At 46.9% G+C, this 24,896-nt stretch carries 26 protein-coding genes; 13 read left to right on the top strand and 13 right to left on the bottom strand.

Features of this window, described 5'->3' with window-relative positions; genetic code table 11:
* Positions 1–175: 175 nt before the first annotated feature.
* From MUN34_RS12995 to MUN34_RS13005, 3 genes are all read left to right on the top strand, one after another.
* Positions 176–1,393, top strand: coding sequence for a PucR family transcriptional regulator (locus MUN34_RS12995; protein ID WP_247858013.1), 1,218 nt, complete (start codon positions 176–178; stop codon positions 1,391–1,393).
* Between the two features lie 120 nt (positions 1,394–1,513).
* Positions 1,514–2,638, top strand: a complete 1,125-nt coding sequence (ald, locus tag MUN34_RS13000; protein ID WP_247858014.1) for an alanine dehydrogenase — start codon at positions 1,514–1,516, stop codon at positions 2,636–2,638.
* 108 nt (positions 2,639–2,746) lie between these two features.
* A complete protein-coding gene (locus tag MUN34_RS13005; protein WP_026827185.1) occupies positions 2,747–3,610 on the top strand; it encodes a tetratricopeptide repeat protein in 864 nt (287 codons plus the stop codon).
* A gap of 1 nt (position 3,611) precedes the next feature.
* On the opposite strand, the gene MUN34_RS13010 is transcribed toward MUN34_RS13005, so the two are convergent.
* Positions 3,612–4,259 carry a diacylglycerol/polyprenol kinase family protein gene (locus tag MUN34_RS13010; RefSeq protein WP_026827184.1) on the bottom strand — a complete coding sequence of 216 codons (648 nt, stop codon included), beginning with the start codon at positions 4,257–4,259 and terminating at the stop codon, positions 3,612–3,614.
* Positions 4,260–4,375: 116 nt separating this feature from the next.
* Between MUN34_RS13010 and MUN34_RS13015 the strand changes: the two genes are divergently transcribed.
* Positions 4,376–4,996, top strand: coding sequence for a DUF1836 domain-containing protein (locus MUN34_RS13015; RefSeq protein WP_026827183.1), 621 nt, complete (start codon positions 4,376–4,378; stop codon positions 4,994–4,996).
* Positions 4,997–5,045: 49 nt separating this feature from the next.
* Here MUN34_RS13015 and MUN34_RS13020 read toward each other — a convergent pair whose 3' ends face one another.
* Positions 5,046–5,522, bottom strand: a complete 477-nt coding sequence (locus MUN34_RS13020; protein ID WP_026827182.1) for an LURP-one-related family protein — start codon at positions 5,520–5,522, stop codon at positions 5,046–5,048.
* A 172-nt stretch (positions 5,523–5,694) separates the two neighbouring features.
* Positions 5,695–6,219 carry a restriction endonuclease gene (locus MUN34_RS13025; protein ID WP_247858015.1) on the bottom strand — a complete coding sequence of 175 codons (525 nt, stop codon included), beginning with the start codon at positions 6,217–6,219 and terminating at the stop codon, positions 5,695–5,697.
* 215 nt (positions 6,220–6,434) lie between these two features.
* On the opposite strand from MUN34_RS13025, the gene MUN34_RS13030 reads away from it, so the two are divergent.
* The 3 genes from MUN34_RS13030 to MUN34_RS13040 are packed head-to-tail and all read left to right on the top strand — an operon-like array spanning position 6,435 to position 10,401.
* Positions 6,435–8,579 carry a PAS domain-containing sensor histidine kinase gene (locus tag MUN34_RS13030; RefSeq protein WP_247858016.1) on the top strand — a complete coding sequence of 715 codons (2,145 nt, stop codon included), beginning with the start codon at positions 6,435–6,437 and terminating at the stop codon, positions 8,577–8,579.
* Positions 8,576–9,661, top strand: coding sequence for an SDR family oxidoreductase (locus MUN34_RS13035; protein WP_247858017.1), 1,086 nt, complete (start codon positions 8,576–8,578; stop codon positions 9,659–9,661). The genes MUN34_RS13030 and MUN34_RS13035 overlap by 4 nt, the downstream gene beginning before the upstream one ends.
* Positions 9,658–10,401 carry a sugar nucleotide-binding protein gene (locus MUN34_RS13040; protein WP_247858018.1) on the top strand — a complete coding sequence of 248 codons (744 nt, stop codon included), beginning with the start codon at positions 9,658–9,660 and terminating at the stop codon, positions 10,399–10,401. The genes MUN34_RS13035 and MUN34_RS13040 overlap by 4 nt, the downstream gene beginning before the upstream one ends.
* 62 nt (positions 10,402–10,463) lie before the next feature.
* Here MUN34_RS13040 and MUN34_RS13045 read toward each other — a convergent pair whose 3' ends face one another.
* The gene (locus MUN34_RS13045; RefSeq protein WP_247858019.1) at positions 10,464–11,855 is read right to left on the bottom strand and encodes a TrkH family potassium uptake protein; all 1,392 of its coding nucleotides are present in this window, start codon (positions 11,853–11,855) and stop codon (positions 10,464–10,466) included.
* A 497-nt stretch (positions 11,856–12,352) separates the two neighbouring features.
* Between MUN34_RS13045 and motA the strand changes: the two genes are divergently transcribed.
* Positions 12,353–13,138 (top strand): flagellar motor stator protein MotA, encoded by a 786-nt coding sequence (gene motA, locus MUN34_RS13050; RefSeq protein ID WP_012371742.1) that lies wholly within the window; start codon positions 12,353–12,355, stop codon positions 13,136–13,138.
* The gene (locus MUN34_RS13055; protein WP_247858020.1) at positions 13,113–13,886 is read left to right on the top strand and encodes a flagellar motor protein MotB; all 774 of its coding nucleotides are present in this window, start codon (positions 13,113–13,115) and stop codon (positions 13,884–13,886) included. Before motA ends, MUN34_RS13055 begins: the two co-directional genes overlap by 26 nt.
* 84 nt (positions 13,887–13,970) lie before the next feature.
* On the opposite strand, the gene MUN34_RS13060 is transcribed toward MUN34_RS13055, so the two are convergent.
* The 6 genes from MUN34_RS13060 to MUN34_RS13085 form a co-directional block, all read right to left on the bottom strand.
* Complete coding sequence (locus tag MUN34_RS13060; protein WP_247858021.1) at positions 13,971–14,504, bottom strand: DUF420 domain-containing protein; 534 nt, start codon at positions 14,502–14,504, stop codon at positions 13,971–13,973.
* Positions 14,505–14,507: 3 nt separating this feature from the next.
* Entirely contained in the window at positions 14,508–15,935 is a 1,428-nt protein-coding gene (locus MUN34_RS13065; protein WP_026827172.1) for a dihydrolipoyl dehydrogenase family protein, read from the bottom strand.
* Positions 15,932–16,309 carry a DUF1499 domain-containing protein gene (locus tag MUN34_RS13070; RefSeq protein WP_247858022.1) on the bottom strand — a complete coding sequence of 126 codons (378 nt, stop codon included), beginning with the start codon at positions 16,307–16,309 and terminating at the stop codon, positions 15,932–15,934. Before MUN34_RS13070 ends, MUN34_RS13065 begins: the two co-directional genes overlap by 4 nt.
* 97 nt (positions 16,310–16,406) lie before the next feature.
* Positions 16,407–17,792, bottom strand: coding sequence for a sensor histidine kinase (locus MUN34_RS13075; protein ID WP_247858023.1), 1,386 nt, complete (start codon positions 17,790–17,792; stop codon positions 16,407–16,409).
* On the bottom strand, positions 17,789–18,481 hold the full coding sequence (locus tag MUN34_RS13080) for a response regulator transcription factor (RefSeq protein ID WP_026827169.1): 693 nt from the start codon (positions 18,479–18,481) through the stop codon (positions 17,789–17,791). The genes MUN34_RS13075 and MUN34_RS13080 overlap by 4 nt, the downstream gene beginning before the upstream one ends.
* Before the next feature lie 23 nt (positions 18,482–18,504).
* Positions 18,505–19,767 carry a hypothetical protein gene (locus MUN34_RS13085; RefSeq protein WP_235188801.1) on the bottom strand — a complete coding sequence of 421 codons (1,263 nt, stop codon included), beginning with the start codon at positions 19,765–19,767 and terminating at the stop codon, positions 18,505–18,507.
* A gap of 125 nt (positions 19,768–19,892) precedes the next feature.
* Here MUN34_RS13085 and MUN34_RS13090 point away from each other — a divergent pair, with 125 nt between their 5' ends.
* Positions 19,893–20,699 carry a Cof-type HAD-IIB family hydrolase gene (locus MUN34_RS13090; RefSeq protein ID WP_026827167.1) on the top strand — a complete coding sequence of 269 codons (807 nt, stop codon included), beginning with the start codon at positions 19,893–19,895 and terminating at the stop codon, positions 20,697–20,699.
* A 52-nt stretch (positions 20,700–20,751) separates the two neighbouring features.
* Here MUN34_RS13090 and MUN34_RS13095 read toward each other — a convergent pair whose 3' ends face one another.
* Complete coding sequence (locus MUN34_RS13095) at positions 20,752–21,411, bottom strand: uracil-DNA glycosylase (protein WP_247858024.1); 660 nt, start codon at positions 21,409–21,411, stop codon at positions 20,752–20,754.
* Between the two features lie 82 nt (positions 21,412–21,493).
* Between MUN34_RS13095 and MUN34_RS13100 the strand changes: the two genes are divergently transcribed.
* Entirely contained in the window at positions 21,494–22,216 is a 723-nt protein-coding gene (locus tag MUN34_RS13100) for a WecB/TagA/CpsF family glycosyltransferase (RefSeq protein ID WP_247858025.1), read from the top strand.
* A gap of 50 nt (positions 22,217–22,266) precedes the next feature.
* Here the strand turns inward: MUN34_RS13100 and MUN34_RS13105 are convergent, their stop codons facing one another.
* Together MUN34_RS13105 and MUN34_RS13110 are read right to left on the bottom strand one after the other, a co-directional pair.
* Entirely contained in the window at positions 22,267–22,899 is a 633-nt protein-coding gene (locus MUN34_RS13105) for an NAD(P)H-dependent oxidoreductase (protein ID WP_247858026.1), read from the bottom strand.
* Positions 22,900–23,015: 116 nt separating this feature from the next.
* Entirely contained in the window at positions 23,016–23,474 is a 459-nt protein-coding gene (locus MUN34_RS13110) for a MarR family winged helix-turn-helix transcriptional regulator (protein WP_026827163.1), read from the bottom strand.
* Positions 23,475–23,646: 172 nt separating this feature from the next.
* Here MUN34_RS13110 and MUN34_RS13115 point away from each other — a divergent pair, with 172 nt between their 5' ends.
* Both MUN34_RS13115 and MUN34_RS13120 read left to right on the top strand, forming a co-directional pair.
* Positions 23,647–23,904 (top strand): hypothetical protein, encoded by a 258-nt coding sequence (locus MUN34_RS13115; protein ID WP_026827162.1) that lies wholly within the window; start codon positions 23,647–23,649, stop codon positions 23,902–23,904.
* 12 nt (positions 23,905–23,916) lie between these two features.
* Complete coding sequence (locus MUN34_RS13120; RefSeq protein ID WP_247858027.1) at positions 23,917–24,882, top strand: LacI family DNA-binding transcriptional regulator; 966 nt, start codon at positions 23,917–23,919, stop codon at positions 24,880–24,882.
* Positions 24,883–24,896 lie beyond the last annotated feature (14 nt).

Below are 24,896 nucleotides of genomic sequence, written 5' to 3' on the forward strand. Positions count from 1 at the left end.
CCGGTAAATCCGGTTAACTGTCGGGAGGTTTTTTTTGTGCCTGGTTTTCATATTCATCTACTCTTTATAATTTGTTAAATTTTACAACTTATCGGAAAACTCTTTGTTCTTATACACAACCAAAGATATACTTACTTCAACAGTATTTTTAAAAGAGAAAGAAGGTCTGATTTTTATGTTGGAAGCGACGTATCATTCCCTTGAGGATTTAGCGGAAGCGATTGGTGTCGCACTGAGTGCTCCCATTACGATCGAGGACCGGAATCACCGGTTGCTTGCTTATAGTACACACACTGCCGATACGGACCCGGCCCGGATTGCAACGATTATCGGGCGACGCGTTCCTGAATCGGTCATTGATCAACTGTGGAAAGACGAAGTCATTCAGAATCTTGCGGCACAGGATGAACCGTTGATCATTTCAGCCCGTACAGGTGTCGGTTTGAATGACCGTGTCGCGATTGCGATCAAGCAAGATACAGAAATTTTAGGGTACATTTGGTCGATCGCCCGCAGTACGCCTTTTTCAGAAACGGAGTTATCCGACTTAAAAAAGGGAGCTTTGCTGGCCCAACGGCAATTGCTCGCGATCGATATGCAAAAGAAACGCCAAGAAGAAAAAACGGAACAATTCTTTTTTGAACTGCTGCATGAAGATATGCCCGAGTCGGAAATTTTAAAGACCTTCTCTAAACTACACGTTGCTCCACCCGGAATCAGTCGCCTAATGGTGATTCGATTTTCAGAAGCCATCACACCGCGACTTGCTGATCGGTTACGTTATTTGCTGACTATCCAGCAAACCGTCCGACCGCTTTTGTACGCGTACGATGAGACTGATTTTATTTTGTGGATCAGCACAAACGATCAAGATGCCCATCATGAACGACTGCAGTTCGATGCGTTCATCCAGTCGTTCCGGCAGATGCTCGCGGAACGGTTTAACTATACAAACTTCATCTCTGCCAGCAGTGAAGTGTTTACCGGCGTCCAGTCGATTCCGGAACGTTACGAAGAAACCGGCATCGTTCTCCGGTTAAAAGATGCTTTTCCGTTTGAATTAAATACCGTCACACGATATGAGCGGCTTGGTTTGTTCCAACTGTTACCGATTTTTTCCGAACGTCTTCGTAGAAGGACCGTTCGTTTAGAAGAGATCGAGCGATTACGCGCCTATGACGGGAAACATGCTGCTTCGTTATGTGAGACGTTGGAGTGGTTCCTTCATTATGATGGAAACGTCAAACAGGTCGCTTCCCACCTGCATGTGCACCCGAATACGATTTTGTATCGGATGCGAAGAATCGAGGAAGAAGCCGGTATCCGGATGGAATCGCTTCCGGAACGCGCCCTTCTTTATCTGTACTTAAAAGCGGACCGTTATCCTTTGTGATTTTTCACAAAGGATTGCTTGTATTTTTGAAATCGCCGATAAAGTAGAACGCTTTCATTTCTCGTATACTGAAGGAGAAGTGACACACTGTTTGTTTATTCGCGAAAGGGGATCGCATTTATGATCATCGGAGTATTAAAGGAAATTAAAAACAATGAAAATCGTGTCGCGTTAACGCCTGCTGGGGTAGCGGCTTTAACGGGTCAAGGACATACGGTCATCGTCGAAACAACTGCTGGTATGGGGAGCGGCTTTACAAACGAAGAATACACGCAAGCAGGGGCACAAATCATCGAGACAGCGGCTGAAGTTTGGGCTACTGCCGAGTTGGCATTGAAAGTTAAGGAACCGGTTGCTTCGGAATATCAATACTTCCGTCCGGAACTCACATTGTTCACATACCTTCATCTGGCTGCAGAACCTGAGTTGACACGCGCACTCGTCGATTCAAAAATTACAGCCATCGCATACGAAACGGTCGAAAAAAACCGGACATTACCACTCTTAACACCGATGAGCGAAGTCGCCGGTCGAATGGCGTCACAAATCGGAGCGCAATTCCTCGAAAAACCACACGGCGGTATGGGAATCCTGCTTGCAGGTGTTCCTGGTGTTCGTCGCGGTAAAGTAACGGTCATCGGCGGTGGTGTCGTCGGAACAAACGCAGCGAAACTTGCGGTTGGTCTCGGTGCCGATGTCACAATCATCGACGTCAGTCCGGAACGTCTCCGTCAACTCGACGATATTTTTGGGAATTCAATCAACACATTGATTTCAAACCCGTATACAATCGCTGAAGCTGTCGCTGAAAGTGATCTGGTTGTCGGTGCTGTCTTGATTCCTGGAGCAAAAGCACCAAAACTCGTCACGGCTGACATGGTTGAGCGGATGAAACCCGGTTCTGTCATCGTTGACGTTGCGATTGACCAAGGTGGAATCTTCGAAACGGTCGACCGGATTTCGACACACGATGATCCGACATACGAGAAGTTCGGTGTCGTTCACTACGCTGTCGCCAACATGCCGGGTGCGGTTCCACGCACATCGACACTCGCTTTGACGAACGCGACACTTCCTTATGTACTCGAGCTTGCGAACAAAGGCACGCACCGTGCACTTGCCGAAAACGCTGCTCTTGAAAAAGGTCTGAATGTTGCCCAAGGATTCGTCACGTACGAAGCGGTTGCACGCGATCTTGGATACACGTACAAATCGGTGGAAGATGTGCTTCATCTACACGCTTAAGCCTATCCGATAAAGACAAGAAACAGCCCGTTGCCTTAGCAACGGGCTGTTTCTTGTCTTCTCTTTCCATTATCATGAAGATATAACACGACATAAGGTGGTTTTCACATGATCCATACGTTACATGCCCAATCAAATGAGATTACGATTCCCTTCGCAGAGCTTGATCTGTTGTCTCATTTGACGTCCGAATTCGAACCTAAGCTGTTTCAGCAAAAAATTGAACGCCTGCACCAGTTGGACCCCGGGCACCCTCTTCCCGGGATTGCCAAAGCCTATGCCTTTTTTCACGAACAAAACTTTTCAGCCGCACGCCGGCAACTCGAACAGGCACGTGCTGAAACCGGCGATCATGTCCGGGCTCATCTCCTGCTTGGCTTGATGAGTGAAGTCGAAAATTTTCAACATGAGGCCGAACGGCATTTCCTGGATGCGTTGTCGCTTTTTCCGGATGAGCCGAGTGTGCACCGTCATTTAGCCGTTCATTATCACGAGCGGGAATTCTTCGGCGAGGCCGCGTCACATGCACTCAAGTATCTGAAAAAAATCGGTCCCGGTGGAGAAGGGACCTTGATGACAATCGATATGATGCAGTCGATGCCGGGGCATGATGAACATGTGCTGGAGTCTCTTTACTCATTGCTGTTCGAGATTCCGGAACACCACCACGATATGGTGTTCCATGCGATTGCCGCCAACAATGCGGAAATGCGTTATGAGTTGTTCCATCAGGCACTGGACGGTGAACCGGATGAAGCAACCGTCTTCCGGCTCGATTCCATGCTTTCCCTGATGGTCGAACACAGCATGTGGGCGGCCGTCTACGATCAGACGAAAGACCGGATGTATCGGACCGTTTTTGATACAATCTGCCGTGACTTGACGTATCGGCATGCTGGAATCCGGTCCATTCCGCTCTACCTGACAATCCGGTCCCGGTACTTCATGCGTCGTCTGTTTCACCGTCCGTAATTTAAAGGGCGAATGCGACAAGGGCTCCGATTGTCAGCGGAATCAACAGATTATCGGTATCCCGGTAAGAGACCGCTTCAATCAAGGCCGCAATGTTGGCCAGTAAAAAGCCGTAACTGACCGCAAGCCAGGCCGGTTCTTCATAAAATAGAAATGTCACTGTCAATACGAGAAAAGATGCTAAAAACATCGCGATGCTGCCTTCGAATGAACGACGGATTTTTCCACGGGTGTAGAATGTTTTCCCAAAGCGTTTTCCGACGAGGGCGGCTAATCCGTCTCCCCAGGCAAGGACCATGCTTCCTGCGACAAGCGCCATCGGTTCCTGTTCGAAAAAGAACAGAACCAGCAGGGCCAAGGCGATCGGATAATACACCGTTCCATACGAAACCCGTTCCACCTGATTCATTCGTCCGGTTCCTCGCTTCAAAGTGATCAGATTGACCAGTGTAAAAAATAGTAGCGGTGTGATGGCGACATACCAATGTTCCATCCAGGCAAGTGCGAGAAATACCCAATGCCCGACCGCGATATGAATCCACTTCCGTATCGTCTCGGGTTGCACCTGCAATTTCTTTCCCGTCCATTCGAGAAGGGCTAAGACGATTCCAACGATGACGATTGTTCCGATTGCCGCAATCCACTCCATACGAATCCCCCTTTTTCTGATAGTTTCATTGTACTTCGTTCGATTGGCGTTTGCTCTTTCGAACCTTCATTTGTTAACATAAGGTCAAATGACGTTCTAGAGAGGAAGTATTCTGCATGTATGATGCTCAAGCCGTACAAACGTTATCCAGTTGCCTGCTTCGTTTGAAAGAAGGCAAAGGAATCGGAACACTCGGGTCAGAAGAGGAAGCCGATTTGCCGAAAGTAATGACCCGCCTCAAACAGTTTGATCCTTCTAAAAATGGTTTGTCCATTAATGAAATCGTCCACCTTGCCAATGCATTGATCGGGGAGCATATGTCGGCAACGACGATTCAAAATTGGACGAAACGTGAAGTTCGTGACATCATCGGTGTTCCGCACCGTGGTAAGAAGTACTCCATTAACCAGGCTGCCATCATTTACTTACTTGATGATTTAAAGCATCTGTTTTCACTGGAAGAAACACGTGAATTATTGACGATTGTCTTCAAAAATCCGAACATCGATGAAGATGACCTAATCAGTCCCCTTGATTTCTACCTTGTGTATACACAACATGCGGAAACAAGCGGTCCAATTGAATTAACAGAAAAACGTTTGAGACGGTCATTAGAGCGCATCAATGCCTATCGCCCTGAAACCGTCCACGTTCTCCAGCTCTGTCTCTACGCACGCCGTATATCGCACCTGACGCATGAAGCGAAGCAGCGTCTCCAGCATGTCTTACAAACTTAACAAAAAAAGATGTCCAGCCATCAATAATGGCCGGACATCTTTTTTTGTTTTAAACTGCTGTAAGTGATTTATAGTTGACGTTATTCGTCAGGCTTTTTAGAACCGAGAGTAACTCGTACATCGAAAGTTTATCCGCATCTTTGACAAGACGGTATTCATCGCCGTCTTGCAGCAATTCTGCGACGACTTCTCCCGCTGAACTCCGTACTGAGAATTTTCCTTTTGTCAGGTCGAAGGAAATCGTGTACGTACCGCGTTCGTAAACGTTGTACTCACATTTCTTCGAGAAGAGTGAAAATTTCTCACGCATTTGACCTACTTCTTGACCATCGTGGTTCATCACGACCCATTTCTTACATGTCGGGATGAACTTACCAAACGCTACCCCTCTACCTTCACCATTCATTACTTGAACACGACCTGTTTCGTCGTGTTGAACCGCACCAATCATTTGGTGGGATTCATCATAAATCGCGGCATGACCTTGCGAAAAAACGCAACCCTGCACATAGACAACTTTGCGCACCAGAAATTCTCCTCTCACTGCTAAAAAGTGCTGGTATTTCGTCCCCAGTATATTTAGACATTCCGTATAATTTTGATTTTCTTTATCTGACTGATATTTCGTTAACGAAAATGATTATTGCACCGTTTGAACAAATTGACAACCCCCTTTTGTCGACAATCATTCGACAACATTAGCGAAAGCCAATTTCATGAGCAAATTCCAGTAATTCGTTTCGATCAATCAACCGAACCTGATTCGGTTCTGCCAAACGATACGCGGCTTCCGTATAGGTCGAGTTCGTCACGACCCACCCTTCATCCATACCGTAAAACGGGACAGCAGCTGCCACTTGTTGAACAGCTTCGAGTCCTACGACCGAACCATATCGTTTCGCTTGAATCGCAATCCTATACCCTTGTGCGTCTTCAATCAATAAATCTGCTCCGAAATCACGTGAGGCCGGTGTCAACTCGACACGATACCCGGCTGTTTCAAAAAGCTCGACCAACCATTCCTCAAACTCTCGTCCTTCCATCCGGTCCAGTCGGTTTGCTAATGACGGGGTCAGGAAGGAAAGGATTAAAAAGAGTGTACACCCTACTATACTCACAATCAAGATTAAAGGTTCCCAAGAACTCGAAAAAAAATAAGTAGCGACTCCTCCGGTCACCGCAAATAGCAAGGCCATCATTCTTCGTTTCATTTGTTTTTGCATCGTTCTGTTACCGCCCTTCTGAATCTGTTATCTGTTTTGCGTACGATACAGTCCTTGATTCGGATCATTCTCTGAATTCATCATACTAAATTCAGGCTTCTCTCGCGTAGGCGATAGGAAAGATGTCATGGGATGGAGAATATATAGAGAATACGTCACTTTACTGATCTTTACACATATCCGTTTACCGCTCATTTCTTTTAAGGAGGCAGCTCATGGCAGAACATTCATCTCCTTCTTCCAGTAGAGTCATTCATGCAACGTTGCGCGCTCTCGAAGAGCCTGTCGTATTAGTGAATCGACTCGGTATCATCGACTTTGCGAATCCTGCATTTCATCAACAGTTCCGTCTGTCGTCAGCTGATACGTCACTTGCTTCGTTTTTTTTATTAGAAGATACGATTTTCCCGATTTCAAATCGGATTCAGGTCGTTTCTCTTCCTTACACATTGACGATTTCCCCAGTCGAGCAGACCGACTTCTTTTTAGTCACAATCAAGTCCCTTGATCTCCATCAATTATTGGCTTCAACAATTGACGCTGCGCTTCTCGTAACAGATTCTGATTTTCGCATCACAGCCATCAACGAGACAGCCGGGACGATGTTCGGCGTCGATCCTGCTGCGCTGCCTCAGGAGATGACACCACTCTCAATACATGATCTGGAAGAATTCCAGCTCCGGAAACAACATCTGGAGCAGTTAAATTTAAAAAACCTGTCCGATGAAGATATCCTCTTGTTACACGGACGGGATACAGAAAATGAATGGACGTATCATCGAACAGACGGTTCTCAGTTTTATGGTCGCTTGTATATGACACGTCTCCAAAATGGCGGCTTCTTCTTATTCATTACGGACATCAGTTCCCAAAAACAAGTCGAACTGCATCTCGCAAAAAGTGAACGCCGGTTCCGTCTGATTGCCGAATCTGTCCTTGAAGCCGTCATCTTTCATGATGACGGCGTCATTCTCGATGCTAACCGGGCGGCGGAAATCATTTTCCGGACCCGACTCGAACTGATGAAAGGACATCAGATCCTTGATTTTATTCAACCCGAGTTTCAGGAATCCGTCATTCACCGGATCACGAGTCATTATGAAGAACCATATGAAGTCATCGGACGGCGGGCAGACGGCACTTCTGTCGAAATCGAAGTGTTTCCCCGCGAAATCACATATGACAAAACCCGGATGCGCGTCGCTGTCGTCCGTGATATCAGCGAACAGAAAAAAATCGAAAAAATGTTGGAGCGTGAAAAAAATGCCATCATGCGCCAACGCGATATTACACAATCGATCCTCCAAGCTTCCAATGAAGGCTTTTTACTGACGGGGGAAGACGGCAGTTTCGCCTACATGAATGTCAAAGCGCGTAAACTGCTGGATGTGCCGGGCATCGCACCAAGTAAAATCCAGGAGCGGATCAGCATGATTCCGAATCTCGATTTAGCGACACGTTACGCCATGCTGCAACAGGTCGAGGAATTGCTGGCAGGGAAACATTCTGAGATTTCCTTCCGCTTCACCTTGCAGCAACCGGACGAATCAAGTCATCATTACTTTGAATTTTATGCGACCTCGATCAAAAAAGAACGCAGCCGCTTTTCTCGTCACGGCTTCTTGTTCGTCTTCCGTGACCGGACGGAAGAACAGAAAATGGATCACGTCAAAGATGAACTGATCAGCACCGTCTCCCATGAATTGCGGACGCCGCTCTCATCCATCCTTGGTTTCATGGAACTGTTGCGTTACCGGCAACCGACACCTGAAAAAACGACCCGATACATTGAAATCGTCCATGAAGAAGCCAAACGCCTGACTAATCTTCTGAATGATTTTTTAGACATCCAACGAATGGAAGGCGGCAAACAAGACTATGTCTTCAAACCGTTTTCGTTACGTCAACTGTTAGCCGAAACGATTGAAACATTCGGTGAGACGGCAGAGACACATACGATTCACGCCACAATGGATGATGACCCGATCGTTATTTTTGCCGATGAGGACAAGGTCAAACAGGTCATCATCAATCTGTTATCCAATGCCATCAAATATTCGCCCACTTCCGACCAGATTGATGTACGCCTCGAAAAAACAACAGACCAGGCCATCTTGAGCGTGACGGATTACGGGCTCGGCATTCCTTCAACTGCCTTTGATAAATTATTCACGAAATTTTACCGTGTCGACAATTCGGCCGTCCGAAAAATCGGTGGAACCGGTTTAGGGCTCGCCATCTGCAAGGAAATCATCGAATCCCACGGAGGTGCCATCTCTGTCGAATCGGAATTACATCAAGGATCGACGTTCACGATTGTATTGGAGCTTGATCCACGAAAGGATTTTGAGAAGAAATGAACCGAACTTATCTGATGACGGGCTTTCCCGGCTTTTTGGCAACAAAGTTGATTGAACGCCTGGCTCTTGTTCCTGAACAAATTGACTGCTTTTATCTGTTGCATCTTAAACATGAACATGCGAGCGCTGTTTCGCAGAAAGAACAGTTTTTACGGACGACCCCGCTTAAGGAAGAACAGTTGATTTTAATTGAAGGCGACATCACAAAAGAGGGATTGGGTTTGCCCGGCTCCATCCGGGAGGAGCTGGCTGGTCGTGTCACCCATCTCTTCCATCTCGCTGCCCTGTATGACTTAGCCACTTCTTATGACAATGCCTTTCGAATTAACGTCACCGGTACGTCTCATGTGACACGTCTTGCCCATACGTTCGTCCACCTGGAGCGGTATGTCTACTTCAGTACGGCATACGTTTCCGGTCTTCGAACAGGAACAATCTCTGAAAATGAATTATCACATCGGGCGGACTTTAAAAATGCCTATGAAGAAACAAAATACATTGCAGAAGTACGATTCCGTGAAGAAATCGGAACGTTACCCTATACCATCATCCGTCCCGGAATCGTCGTCGGGCATTCACAGACGGGTGAAACACCGAAATGGGATGGCGTCTATTTCATCCTGAATGCTTTACGGTTGTTGAGTCCATTTGCACCGTTACCTTATGCCGGACGAGCGAACGCACTCGTTAACCTCGTTCCGTATGATTATGTCGTCAACGCGACGACCTATCTCAGTCATGCACCTGCAGGGGTTCGGACGACTTATCATCTGACAGACCCCTTCCCGCATGGCGCCCGGGCGATTTACGAAATGCTTCACGTCGTCTATTACGGTTCTTACCCGAGAGGTACTGTTCCGTTCCGTCTGGTCACGTCTCTGCTCACGCCGCGTATCGCCAAACGCTTGCAGATGCAGCGGCAGACGCTTGATTACTTCGTACATCCGGCCCGATATGATACGAGTAACGCCTTGCGTGATTTGGACGGGACCGGTATCATCTGTCCGGATTTGGCGGAACTGGTTCCCCGCCTTGTCGCCTATTACAAAACACAACATTCACAGATAGGAGAAACACTATGAACGTTTTAATCACCGGGATGAACGGAACGGTCGCTCCCGTCCTCGCAGACGTCTTCCGTTCCCATCACTACGACATCACCGCCTGGGACCGGTCCGTCGTCTCAACGACTGATCCTGCCGTCATGGAAGCGTTCATCGATCGTGTTCAACCCGACCTGTTGCTGCATATCGGAATGGGTTCGGCTGAATTCGCCGAAACACTTGCACGCCTGTCGTTTGAACGAAACATTCCGTTTCTGTTTACAAGTACGGCTTCCGTCTATTCCGACAATCAAAAAGGACCGCATGATCCTGCAGTCGTGCCGGCGGCAATGGATGAGTACGGGGCTTATAAACGAACGTGCGAACGTCTGATCCAAGCGGTCAATCCCGACGCCTACATCGTCCGGATCGGTTGGCAGATCGGACAGGCAGCCGGCTCCAATAATATGATTGATTATTTGGAACGCCACGCTGTCACAGGTCCGATTCCCGCCAGCACACAGTGGTATCCTTCCTGCGCCTTTTTAGAGGATACGGCACAGACGCTTTATACGATTGTCACGACGTATACACCCGGTCTTTATCTGGCAAACGGGAATTCAAGTCATTCATTTTTTGAAATCGCGACAGCTTTGAACATCCTGCATGGGTCGAAGTGGCAGATTACCGAAGATAACCGTATGACACGCGATGATCGGATGACCGACTCACGGGTTGACATCCGACCGATTTCAGAACGCCTATCCTTCGTCCATTAAAAAAGTGTCCTCCATCCCGGTCAATACGGGATGGAGGACACTTTTTTGGCTGTTGTTGAACATCAACCAATCAACATGTTTTCTTTCGGATAACGAATCAAGCGATCGTGTTGAGCGGCAAACGTGAACAGAATCGTCAACGATCCGACCCGACCAAGCAACATCATAAACATGATCAAAGCTTTCCCGAAGTCGTTTAATTCAGCCGTGACATTCAACGACAGACCAACTGTCCCGAACGCTGACACAGTCTCGAAAAACAAGCCGACAAAGGAGATGTTCGGTTGTGACAAAGCAAGCAACGTCGTAATCAAGGCAATGAACAGGAGACTGAACACAGCAATGGCGTAAGCTTTTTGAATCGCCTGTGGTCGAACTGTCCGTCGCATCAAGACCGTCTCCCGCTGTCCGCGCAGATACGTCCAGACGTTTTTCAAGATGACAGCTGCCGTCGTGACCTTGATTCCAGATCCCGTCGAAGCAGAACCTGCCCCGATGTACATCAAGACCATCATCAATCCAATCGATAACGGAACCATCGTCGTTAAATCGATTGTCTGGAAACCGGCCGTCCGCGTCGTGACGACTTGGAAGAAGACGATGTGTAACGCTTCAAAAAAGGATTTATCGTGAAGCGATCCGAGGTGCGACACCCATTCATAAATCATCATCGCGAGGACACCAAGGCCATTGATGACAACAAGCGATAATACCATCAGTTTTGAATGCAAGGAAATCTTCTTAAAACTCCGTTTAGCAGATAAATCCGCAATGACGGTAAAGCCGAGTCCACCGATCATCAATAACGCTGAAATCGTCAGGATGAACGTCGTATCCTGTTGAAAACCGACCAGGTTATCGCCCCATAATGCAAAACCGGCATTATTGAAGGCTGATACGGCATGGAACAATCCATAATATAGCGATTTGCCGAACGTATACTTATATTGGATAAATAAGTCGAGGGCAATCAACAGCATCCCGATCAACTCAACGACGACGGTCGTCAGGATGATGTTACGGGTAAGACGGATCGTACCGCCCGGGCTGTCGAGGTTAAACATCTCCTGAATGATGATCCGTTGCCGGATACCGATTTTCCGTCCCGTCACGCTTAACAAGACAAGAGCAATCGTCATGAACCCGAGTCCGCCGACCTGAATCAGCAACATCATGATGATTTGTCCCAGCAGATTAAAGGATTCCGCAATATTAATCGTTGAGAGACCCGTTACCGTTCCCGCTGACGTCGCGACGAACAGACAGTCAATGAACGACACATTCTGTCCTGCCTGTTGAGACACCGGTAACCACAGTAAAAAACCACCCAATAAGATGGTCAAGGTAAAGCCGGTCGCAATGAACCGGGCCGGCTTATCGAATAACTGATGGTAAATCAGTTCTCCGAGCCGGCCGAACTTCGCAAGACGTGAACGTCTTTTATGTGAAAACATATTCATACTCCTCCTAAGATGAAATGACCCAATTGCATCTATCATACTCTCTCAAAAACATTTGTTCTATTTAAATCTCTAATCTGCTAAACGTTTTCGTTTTTTTTTGGTAAAATAGATAAAAGTCGACGTTTAATCATAAAAGGAGGTTGAGGGAAACAGTGGACCCTAGGACGGCTGAACATTCGATTGAAGATGTCTCGCGAAGGCTTGAACGCCAATCGCAATGGATGCCCGCACAGCTATATTATCAATTCGAGGAGTTACTATCGCTACATGTGGATCAATCAATTCTAAACGAATTGTATATTGCATTAAAAAAATACGATGTATTAACCGATATAGAGCGTGACGAACGAAACGAAAGCATTCAATTGCTTATCGACGAAAACGGCGCGTGATTCTCGGTTTTTGGATTTCCGAGCAGAAGACGCCTCTTCTGCTCTTTTTATTTTTCGTTCACGATCAGACAACATGGGAAAGGTGGCACAAATGAAATGGATATCGTGTCGATTATTGGTATTATACTAGGGCTCATCACCTTAGTCGGAGGAATGATTTTAAAAGGGGCCTCTCCGATCGCATTGCTGAACCCCGCGGCACTCGTTATTATTTTTGTCGGTACAGCGGCAGCAATCATGATTTCGTTTCCGAAAGAACGCTTAAAAATCATCCCTGCTTTGTTTAAAGTCATTTTCTTTGAACAACAACTGATGACGAAACAGACATTGCTTCAACAATTTTTAACCCTCTCGACACAAGCCCGAAAAGAAGGTTTATTGTCACTTGAAACGGCACTCGAAGAAGTGGATAATGCGTTCATGCGCCGCGGTGTCATGATGGTTATCGACGGTCAACCGTCAGAATACGTCGAAGACGTCATGACCCGCGACCTTGAAAACATGACCGAACGGCACCATGCGAATGCCAACATCTTCACGCAAGCCGGTACATATGCACCGACCCTCGGTGTACTCGGGGCTGTCGTCGGACTCGTTGCCGCGCTATCCGATCTATCAGATATCGAAAAGCTGGGGCACGCGATTTCCGGGGCCTTCATCGCAACGCTATTTGGGATTTTCACAGGATATGTCCTATGGTTCCCATTTGCGACAAAGTTAAAGCAGAAGTCAGCCACTGAAATCCAACTCTATGAAATGATGATTGAAGGAATCTTATCAATCCAGAACGGAGAATCTCCTAAAAACCTGGAGGATAAGTTACTTGTCTATCTGACACCGAAGGAGCGTGCGACGTATGAAACGGAAAAAGAAGCCGCATGATGAACACATTTCCGAAGGCTGGCTGATTCCTTATGCCGATCTCCTTACCTTGTTACTCGCTCTGTTCATCGTTCTTTTCGCTTCGAGTAACGTCGATGCCGTCAAACTGAAAGCAATGTCTCAATCGTTCAGTTCTGTCTTCAATGGTGGTTCAGGCATGATTACGAACAGTTCCTTATCGACCTCACAGGAAGAAGAGGACTCGAAAAAGACTGATGCCCGAACGAAAGCACAAAGCTATGAAATCGCTGAACTCGAAAAAATCAAAGAAGAAGCAAATGACTACATCAAACAGCAGAAGCTTGAAAAAGACATCAAAGTTGAGGTCACGAATGAAGGGCTTGTCTTTACGATCCGTGACCGGGCCCTCTTTTCACCTGCCCAAGCAGATGTAAAAGGTGATGCGATTCAAATCGCTCAAGGCATGAGTACCCTGCTTGTCAAAGCAGGACAACGTCAGATCCAGGTTTCGGGTCATACGGATAACATTCCAATTAATACCGTTCAGTATCCGTCGAACTGGGAACTCAGTGCAGAACGGGCCATCAGTTTCATGCGTGCCCTTCAGCGGAATCCACAGCTTGCTCCAAAACGGTTTACGGTCAGCGGATACGGAGAGTATCAACCGATTGCTTCGAATGCTACGGAAAACGGTCGCAGTCAAAACCGGCGTGTTGAGGTCTTGATCCGTCCACTAATTGACATCAAAGCACAAAATGTCTTGGATGAAACGAAGGTAAAACCGTAATCTCCTTTGCTGTATGACGATTCGGCAATCAAAAACAGGCCCACTCCGAGAAAAATCGGAATGGGCCTGTTTTGATGTGCGGTTTTAATAGTACGGACGAATCATCACATAGACGATAACACCCGTCAGACTGACATATAACCAAAGCGGCATCGTAAAACGCGTCCACTTCTTATGTTTCTCGAAATTTTGATTCAATGCATGAGCGAGCGACATCAAGACGAGCGGAACGATGACCGCTGCTAAAATGATATGCGAAATCAGAATAAAGAAATAGATGGGACGGACAAACCCTTCTCCGCCGAACTTCGTCGATTCACTGACCGCATGATACGTCACGTACGAAATCAAGAATAACGTCGTCGTCGTCATGGCACCGCCGATAAAGCGACGGTGATTGATCCGGTTTCCCCGACGGATTGAAATCCAGGCACCGAGCAACAACATGAACGTGAAGCTGTTGAAGATGGCGTTTAAAAAAGGAAGCAGCGTCCAGTCAAACCCATCACCGACCTGTAAAGGCGGTGCAAAAAACAACAGCGCGACCAACAGATTGATGACGAGCGTCAAGAGGATGACGACCGGAACGAAATTACGTTTTTTAGCAGATTGTTGCATGTATTATTCTCCTTGTTTCCAATCAAAGTATCGTTTTAACCATTTTGGCAACGGACCGTCAAAGAGACGTTCACGCCAGTATAAATCAGCTGCACGTTGGACCGCAGCACCACGAATCGGATACGGATGAACGACACGGGATAACTGACCGACCTTATCTTTACGAGCCATCGCATAAACGACTTCCTGCATCCATTCGCCGGCTTGCTCACCAATTGCATGGGCACCAATCAGTTTACCGCGTTTATCGGCAATCAGTTTGACGCGTCCTTCCGTCCGACCATTGATGACAAACCGATCGACTTCATCAAGTCCGGTTTCGTAAACTTTGATGTCGCTGTATTTTTGACGTGCTTCTTCTTCTGTCAGTCCCAGGTGGAACAGTTCAGGTGTCGTAAACGTCACCCATGGAACGGCACGGTAATCTGGTTTAGTCCGTAAGCCGAACAAAGCGTTCGTAACGACTGTTTTCCCTTCAAGACCAGCCACGTGCGTAAACGGCAACGATTGAATCGTATCACCGACAGCAAAGATATGACGTTGGTTCGTCCGAAGGGAACCATCGACTTGAACATAACCTTTTTCAACATGAACACCTGCGCGATCAAGGCGTAACGCATCAATCCGCGGCTTCCGGCCAACAGCCACGAGTACGGCATCCGTTTCAATGACACGGGATTCTTCGCCTGTTTTGACTGTGACTTCGATTCCGTTCGCAGCTTTCCGGACACTTGTGACGGTCGTATCCAAATGGAGTGTCAATTCTTGTTCGATTTGTCGTTGTAGTACCGTGACCATGCTGCGGTCTTCTTTTGGCATCAAGGATTTAGCACCTTCAATCACGGTCACTTCCGTTCCGAGATGGGCATAGGCTTGCGATAATTCGAGACCAATCGCTCCGCCGCCGATGACCAGCAATCGTTCAGGGCGTTCCGTTTGTTCAAAAATCGTCTCATTCGTTAAGTACGGAATCGTATCAAGCCCCTCAATCGGCGGAATGATCGGCTGTGATCCCGTCGAAATCGCGAATTTCTCTCCGACAACCAGTTGACCCGCTACTTCGACTTCATTGGCACTCAAGAAACTGGCTTCGCCGATGTAAACATCGACACCAAGCTCTTCGAACCGTTTCGTTCCGTCATGCGACTGAATGATATTCCGGGCACGGTCGACGCTTGCTTTTGTTTTGCTGTACACTGCGTCTCCGTTTAATGTCACGTTGTACTTCGCTGCTGTCTGCTTCATGACATGGACGTCATGTGCAGCTTCAATCAACGCTTTTGACGGGACACAACCGTAATGCAAACAATCTCCACCTAAATGTGTATGACGCTCAATCAATGCGACATGGGCACCAAGACTGGCTGCTCCTGCCGCAATTGTCATTCCGGCTGCTCCACCACCAATTACGACCAACTGATAACTTTTCATCGGGAAGCCTCCTTATATCGTGCCGAAATGTCTTCCATTCGTTTTCGGTTAACGCCCCAGTCGGAATAGCCGACACGGGAAGCTGAGCGGAAATGAATTTTTTGAGAAGCTTCGTCGAAATAAAATTCAACATCATCTTTAAAACGAAGGACTTTACTCGAGAAGACAGCATGAATGTACGTTGGATCTTCTTTGACTACTGTCACCCGGTCAAGACTTTGAAGAACTCGCATGATTTGAAATTTTGATTCTGCTAGATTTCCGTTGAACGGTAAAGGTGTCATCTTCAACGCTTCTTTATCCGTCTGTGTCGATACCGCGTTCGGTTTCCCTGTAAGCGGACTTAATCTGCCGTTCGATACGCCAAGTGCCATGACTGATTCCTCCATTCGTTTCGTCTTGCTGTAAATCGTTATCCTCATTTCACTTTACCAGTTCAGTTTCGAAAGCGCTTCTCATTTGACTTTCCCGTTATGCTTTCGTGACCGGCAGGAGGATCGTTGCAATCGCTCCGCCTTCCGGTTGATTATCGATGAACAATTTCCCTTCATGTGCTTCAACCAGTTCACGGCAAATTGCGAGACCTAACCCTGTTCCACCTTTCCCTTTTTGAACCTGATAAAACTTTTCCGTGACATGTCTGAGGTGATTTTTAGGAATACCGGGTCCTTCATCGCTGAAAGATAAAAAGAGGACACGTTCTGAGCGGACAAGGCGAATTGTGATTTCGCCGTCAATCGGCGAAAAGCGGATCGCGTTATCCAGTAAATTTAAAAAGACCTGTTTTAAACGGTTTTCATCGTAAAGACCAATCACCTGTGCCGGCAATTTGCGGACAATGCGGATGTTTTTTTCTTCCAGTTTTTGACGCAATTGTGCCGTTACCGTTTCAATGATTTCAGTCAAATTTACTTCCTGCCGGTATAAGACGAGCCGGCTCGTCTCCAGTTTCGAAAAATCAAGCAACTGTTCCACTAACGAAATCAACCGTTCCGTCTCCGAATGGATGATTCCCATCCCGAGCGACGCTTCCTCTGGCAAACGTTCCGGTTCTGCCAGTAATGTTTCACTCCATCCTTTAATGGAAGTGAGCGGTGTTCGTAACTCGTGCGAAATCCCGGAGATGAACTCATCCTTCAATGTTTCCTGTTGCTTGATCTGTTGTCCCATATAGTTGATCGTTCGGGCAAGTTCCCCCAGTTCAAACGTATACTCCTCATTGACCTTGACGTCATAATGCTGTTTTGCGATTTGATCGGATGCACCGATAACTTCCTGAATCGGTCGAACGATCGACGAAACGAGACGGGAGGAATAAATGTAGGCCAGTCCCCAAATCACGACACCTAATAAGAAAATCGCCAAACAAATTTCAATGACCCGTTGATCAATCTTGGCAAGCGACGTCGTATAACGTAGCGCTCCTGTCGTCTGTCCGAAGGATACGATCGGTTCCGTCACCTCAAGCAGATGTTCATTCGTCGTCGGATCATCATAACGTTTTGTGATCGTTCCACCGCTCAACAGACGTGTCACTTCCTGTTTCGTCATATTCCGTTTCGAGACGAAACCTGTCGACGAATAGCGGGGAATTCCCTTCACATCCAATACTTCAATTTCCGCATCTGTGTAGGCATATGAATCAAGCACGTCATGAATCGTCGCTTCTGAGTCTTGAAAATCATAAGCCAGACCACTGTTTGCAAATAAGATGGCACTTGCATTGGCATGCCGTTTCAAGACATCTGTCGCCGTCACATAATAATAGTTATACGTCACGAAGGATAAAATTCCGATGACCAGCAAAACCGTTACCGTAATGATCGTCATGAACCGCATCAAAATCTGTCGTTTCATTTTTCGTTACGCCACTTGTAGCCGTGTCCCCATAACGTCTCGATGAACTCGGGTTCTGCTGGATTTTCTTCGATTTTCTGACGCAGGCGGCGAATGTTGACGTCGACCGTCTTACGGTCTCCAAAATAATTTTCGCCCCACACTGCATCGAGCAACTCATCCCGGGACATGACCTGATCTTCATTTTTAATGAAATGGCATAACAAATCGTATTCTGTCGGTGTGACTTCGACATCAACACCTGCTTTTTGGACCCGCTTTGCTCCGAGGTCAATTCGAAAAGGACCTGAGATCAGTTCACGGGGTTGTTTTCGGCGGCGAAGTGTCTCGACTCGGCGGAGTAAGGATTGAATACGCGCCAACAGTTCAGCCGGGCTGAACGGCTTCGCAATATAATCATCCGCACCGACACTGAGTCCCATGACTTTATCTTCTTCGCGCGTCCGTGCTGTCAGCATGATGATGCCGACGACTTCATCTTTCGAGCGGGCTTGTTCACAAACCGCAAATCCGTCGACTTCCGGCATCATGATGTCGAGCAGCAGGATGTCGAACGTTTGCTGCTCAAAGTAGTCCAATGCTTCCCGTCCGTTTTCTGCTTCAATCACTTCATATCCTGCACGTTTTAAATTAATGACGATGAAACTACGAATCGCATGTTCATCCTCGGCCACTAATATTTTAGTCATCTTATTTTCCTCCTGCTTTTACTTTATTCCACGAGCGCTACGTTGGCAGCGTACTCTTCATAGGATTGATTGGTAGAGATGACATACACGTAATCAATGCCTTCTTTAATTTTCTTCTTGCGATGGCTGGCGATATATTGAGTTTTTGGAATGATCTCCAGCTCAAAATCAATTGTTCCGGTCTCCCGGTTGATGAACCGGACCCGGTTGTCCTTTTTCTCAATAGTTTCACGCGTCGCCCAGTTTGCGGGAAAACGCATCACGAAATTGTATTCGAGATCAATGTATTGCTCTTCCCGAAGCTCAAATCCACTTTCGAGAAATGGCTGAACGTCGGATCCATTCCACGCATAATAAGCAGTGATTCTTGGTTTTTCTTCAGACACGCGTCCTATACTTCCTTCAGGCGTGTATTGATGTGCAAATTCGATGACACCGTCCTGGTCAACGTCTTTCGGGAACGTATACATCGGCTCGACAATTTCTGATGTCTCACCCCAGCGGACGGATGTCAGCCGGGCTTGTTCGAGCTGAAAGACGAGCAAATGCATTTTTGCCTCACGGGTAAAGGAGACGAATACACCTTTTTTCTTAGCCGGATTCACGGTATCAATTTCAAATAGATCATGATCCGCAAATAAATCGCCTTCTTTGACTGGCAATGTGACATCTTGTCGGTTGGTCGGCTTCAAGGCTTCCTCATAATACACAAGTTCTGTCGTCCGTCCTTTTTTGAGTAGTACCATATCCTGACGTCGATCTTGATTCAAATCGGCAATCGTCAATCGATCATATGTATCGATTTTAGTAATGTTAATCGATGGCTTCATCAAATCTTTCAGGAGATAGACCGTATTCTCTTCAAGACTCGTCACACCAATCATCAGTTGATTCACTTTTTTGGATTCATCGAGGATGACGTGAAGTTGATCAATCGATCGGCCTGTCGCAATCGGCTGGCTCACACGTAAAACCCACTTGTTCTTCAGACGTTCGTGGACCAACACCTTGATTTGAAATGTCCCTCGCTGTTCAATCCGGTAAAACGTAATGGCTTCATCACGTCCATCCCGGTTCAAATCAATCAATTCATACAGCCTTGAAATAGATTGATTCCGCGGTGCCACGATTTCCGCCTCTGTAGGAAGATCGGTATCAATTTTTGCTTTTAACGACTTTTCCCATTCCGGTAACGCCGGGTGTTCGAGTAATGAAGCAGGATGGGGCAACGTAAGACCGCATCCCGCCAAATATAGGGTCGATAAGAAAATTACAAAATATTTCATCAGACTTAAATCCTTTCCATACATGCTCTTCTCAAACTTTATCACACTCTTTCAAGCGAGAGTATATTGTGGAAGAAGAGTCAACTTGTTAAGATGTAACAGATATTCGAAAGGGGTTTATATTTATGGCTTACGAAATGATTGTACTTGATCTTGACGATACATTATTGACGAGCGACCATACGATTTCTCCAAAAACGAAAGAATCGTTACTCGATGCACAGCGTCGCGGAAAAAAAGTGGTGCTTGCGAGTGGTCGTCCGACTTACGCTATGATCGATTTGGCAAAAGAGTTGGAGCTTGCCCGATACGGCAGCTATATCCTAAGTTTCAACGGGGCTTCCATCATCGACTGTAAAACAAATGAGTCCCTCTTCTCCAGTACCCTTCTTCCGGAAACCGTCCATCGTCTCTACGATTTAAGTAAACGGGAAAACATCGACATCCACACGTATGTCGGACACGAAATTTTGACGGAGAGAGCGAACGCCTTTACGACAATTGAAGGGGAACTGACGGGAATGGATGTCATTACTGTGACGGATTTCAAAGCATCCATCACAGAGCCGGTCGTCAAATGTTTGATGCTTGCGGAAGAAAATCGTTTGGCCGAAGTCGAGCAAAAACTTCAAGTCGAGTTAGCCGGTGAGCTCGCTGTCGCCCGCTCGAAGCCATTTTTCCTTGAGTTTACGGAAGCTGGCGTGACGAAAGGAACGAGTCTTGCCCTACTAGCTGAACGTCTCGGAATCAAGCAGTCGGATGTCATTGCCTGCGGAGACGGCAACAATGATTTATCGATGATCGAATGGGCCGGGCTTGGTGTCGCGATGGCGAATGCCGCCGATACTGTCAAAGAAAAAGCCCAGTACATGACAGCTTCTAATGATGAGGATGGCATTGCCCTCGTCATCGAAAAATTCATGATGGATTGAACAAAAAAACCAATTTACTCCATAAGGACGGAGTAAATTGGTTTTTCCTGTGTTATGACATACACCAATCGATCGGTGTTCGATTTTGCTGCTGTAACCAGTCATTGGTTTGCGAATACGGTCGACTGCCAAAAAAACCGCGGCTCGCTGAAAGCGGGCTTGGATGAACGGATTCGAGAACGAGATGCCGGTTCGTATCAATCAAACTTTTTTTACTTTTTGCGTGATTTCCCCAGAGAATGAATACAATCGGTTGCTCCTGTTGTCCGAGCACTTCGATGACGCGGTCCGTAAAGGATTCCCAGCCTTTTTTCGCATGGGAACCCGCTTTTCCAGCTTCAACGGTCAGTGACGTATTCAACAGAAACACCCCCTGCTGCGACCAGGCTTCAAGATTTCCAGTCGTCGGCACAGGACATCCGATATCGGACACTAATTCCTTGTACATATTACGTAAAGACGGCGGAATCGCAATGCCGTCATTAACGGAAAAGCTTAATCCATTGGCCTGATTCGGTCCATGGTATGGATCCTGACCCAGGATGACGCAACGGACATCCTGCGGCGCCACCGCGTCAAACGCATGAAAAATCCGATCCTTCGGCGGATACACCGTCGTTTCCCGGTAAGCGGTCTTGATAAAATCCCATAATCGGATAAAGTAGTCTTTTTCTTTCTCTTCTTTTAAAATCTCCTGCCAGGCTGCATGCATCCCGATCGCTCCTTTTTTTCAGTCTCAAGCCCCTGTTCGTCCGGCCCGATTCTGCTATGATGAATAATGAGGTGGAATAAAGATGATTCAAACAACACAGTTATTTGGTTTGCCTTTTGTCGACGCAACACCGTCGAATTGGTATACCCATATTAAAACGATTTTACACAACAATGAAAAAGCCTTTCTTGTTACAGCTAATCCCGAACTGGTCTTACGTTCTTTGCGCGAACCCGCTTATAAGCATATCTTACAACAAGCAACGTTCATCACACCTGACGGAATCGGTGTGACGGCAGCCAGCAAACGAATGGGGCAACCGCTCACTGCGACGTTGCCCGGAATCGAGACGGCACGGGAGTTGCTTCGAACAGCCGATGCTTTGAAAAAACGGGTCTTCCTGCTTGGCGGACGCCCGGAAGTCATGAAGTCGCTGATCCAGCAATTGTCGATTCGTTTTCCTGATATCCAGTTCGTCGGAACCTTTCACGGATTCGGCAAAGAAGCAGAAGCCGCAAAAGCGATTCAATCGGTCGAAGCTGATTTGATTTTGGTGGCCCTCGGCGCGCCGAAACAGGAAGAATGGATCGCATCCGTTTACGACCAGGTGGATCACGGTCTTTTCATCGGTGTCGGAGGTGCATTTGATGTCTGGTCGGGTCACAGTAAACGTGCCCCGAAGCTGTTCCGGAAGCTGAAGCTCGAATGGCTGTACCGGATTTCCAGTCATCCGCGCGGATTGGAGAAATTAAAGGACTTGTTCCTTTTTGCGTCGCTCGTCTTACGGAAAAAAACTCATTTGTAAACGCAAAACACCCGCTGTCCGGTTGACCGGACAGCGGGTGTTTTCGTTTCTTATGCGTTGACTGTTGAGAATGAACGACCAAGTTCTTTTGCTTCTGCGATTGCTGCTTGTTTGATTTCTTCTGCTTTTTCTGGATTCATTGCCATACCTTCGATGAACAATGAGTTGTAGTCCGTTACGCCAGTGAAAGCGAGTGCTTGACGGAGGTAGTCATCTCCGAAGTTGAGGCCAGAACCAGTGTATATGCCGCCTGTTGCTTGAATGTGGAGCGCTTTTTTGCCTTCCATCAATCCTTTAGGACCTTCTGCCGTGTAAGCAAATGTTTTGCCTGCAAGAAGAACGCTGTCGATGTACATTTTAAGACGTGCTGGGAATGAGAAGTTCCACATTGGCGTCACAAATACATATTCGTCCGCTTCCATATACTGCTCCAGGTGTTTCGTCATTGTACCGACTTTAGCGATTTCAACTTCTGAAAGCTCTTCGCCTGTTGCGAATTTGCCCCATGCGCTGAGTACGTCTGTATCGATTTCTTGGACATCTTCTTTATATAGATCAAGAACTTGAACTTCAGCGTTCGGGTTAGCTGCTTTGTAGCTTTCGAGGAAAGCTTCACCAGCTTGAAGGCTGAATGAATGTTCTGTTGATTTCGGGTTTACAGTTACATAAAGTAATTTAGTCATTTTTATTTCTCCCTTTTATCTAAAGTAATTTCTGTAAGTAAATATACCAACACCATTTTCTTTTGTCAATTAGTTTGATTTCAAAGAAATCAACAAAAAAAGCTTAATCATGATGATTAGGCTTTTTCTGAGTGTTTATAATGGTCTGCGCGATGACCAATCCGTTTTAACTGGTCGATCAACTGTTCTTTTTCTGGAATCGAAAGATCACTGAACAAGTCCGTGAGGAACGCTTCGTGCTTTGGAAAAGTTTCTTCCATCAGTTCTCTTCCGGCCTCCGTCAGTGTTCCGAACGTCACGCGACGATCCGTCGGGCAAGATCGTCGGGCAAGAAGCCCCCGATTCTCTAATTTATCCACGACATATGTGACACTGCCACTTGTTAATAAGATTTTATCGCCGATTTGTTGGAGTGGCGTATCTCCTTTGTGGTACAACAATTCGAGAACACCAAATTCCGATAAGTTCAGCTGATGGGTCTTGATGTCTACCTTCACTTGTTCTGCTACTGCATGCATTGTACGAGATAGAACAACGAGCATTTTTAATGCCAGCTTCGAGTCTGTCGATTCCATTTTACGTTCGCCCCTCTTTATCTTGATTCGAAACAATCATAGTCCTCTTTTTTCCATAGGTCAATTCCAGCCCGGATTTCCAACTTTTTTGAAGGACATCCCGATTTTCTCTTGCCGTGAAACGCGTTCCATATATTATGGTCTTGATATACACTACAAGGGAGGTCTTCTTGTGTCTTTCCAAACAATCTTATCTCGTCTGATTCAAAAAAATGTCGCTTATGAGCTAGCGATTGAACAGCTTTATACACCGACCGGTTACTATTTGTGTAAACATACGTTAGTCGACCAGTATCCGGACTTACCGCCGGCGCATCAAGTCGAGCTGTTACAAAAAATATCAGAACAACTCGAGCGTTCGCCTTGGCTTGAAGGTCCGATTACGAAGCACGACTGGATTCAGATTCATCAACAATTATCCAACAGCTAGGAGGAACTTTTGATGACCAACATTCGTGACTTAGCACGTGAAGCAGATGTTTCAGTGACGACAGTCTCGCGTGTCCTCAATGATCATCCGTACGTCGCGGAAGATAAACGCCAGGCCGTACGGGATGCCATCACAAAACTCGGCTACATCCGCAATCAAACTGCCGTCCATTTATCGACCGGTCAAACGAAAACCATCGGCGTCATGTTGCCTTATGTCGATCATCCTTATCACGCTGCCATCTTACACGGCATTGCCCAGTCTGCTTTTGAAGAGGAGTACCGTTTTTTAACTTGGCAGACGAACTACATCGCATCACATGAACAAACGGTTCTTCAAGCCCTTGCACAACGTGAAGTCGATGGACTGATTGTCGTGTCACACAGTCTGCCGGTCGAAGATATTTTACAATACGAACAATATGGTCCGATTGTGTTTTGTGAACATCATGAAGATGTCTCTTCGGTCTACATTAATCATTATACCGCGTTTCAGAGCGGGTTAAAGGCACTTCAGACTTTCGGTCATATCCAGATCGGGATTTGTCTCGGTCGTCCCGACAGCACGAACAGTCGCGCCCGAAAACGTGCTTATCAGGATACCGTATCGCTGGCCGACGCTGACTGGGTCTATCAGCAGGCATTGACGATTGAAGATGGGGCCCGGATTGCACGGCAGTGGGCCAAGCAAACCTATCGTCCGACCGCTTTATTGACTGCAAGTGATCATGTGGCAGCGGGCATCATCCTGGAGCTTCGCAAACAAGGGTATCGGATTCCGGAAGATTTAGCGGTCATCGGGTTTGACGGAAGTGAGTTAGCGGTCGTCCTCAACATGACGACCGTTGCCGTCCCTTATGAGACCATCGGCCGCCAAGCCTTCTCCATCGCAACCAGTGCCGACTGGCGGAATCATCCCCAGGTGGAAATTCCGACCACTCTTCTGAGCGGGTTAACCGCACTTGAATCCCATGAATAGATGAAAAACCCGCT

The organism is Exiguobacterium sp. 17-1 (assembly GCF_023096305.1).
Taxonomy (GTDB): domain Bacteria; phylum Bacillota; class Bacilli; order Exiguobacteriales; family Exiguobacteriaceae; genus Exiguobacterium_A; species Exiguobacterium_A sibiricum_A.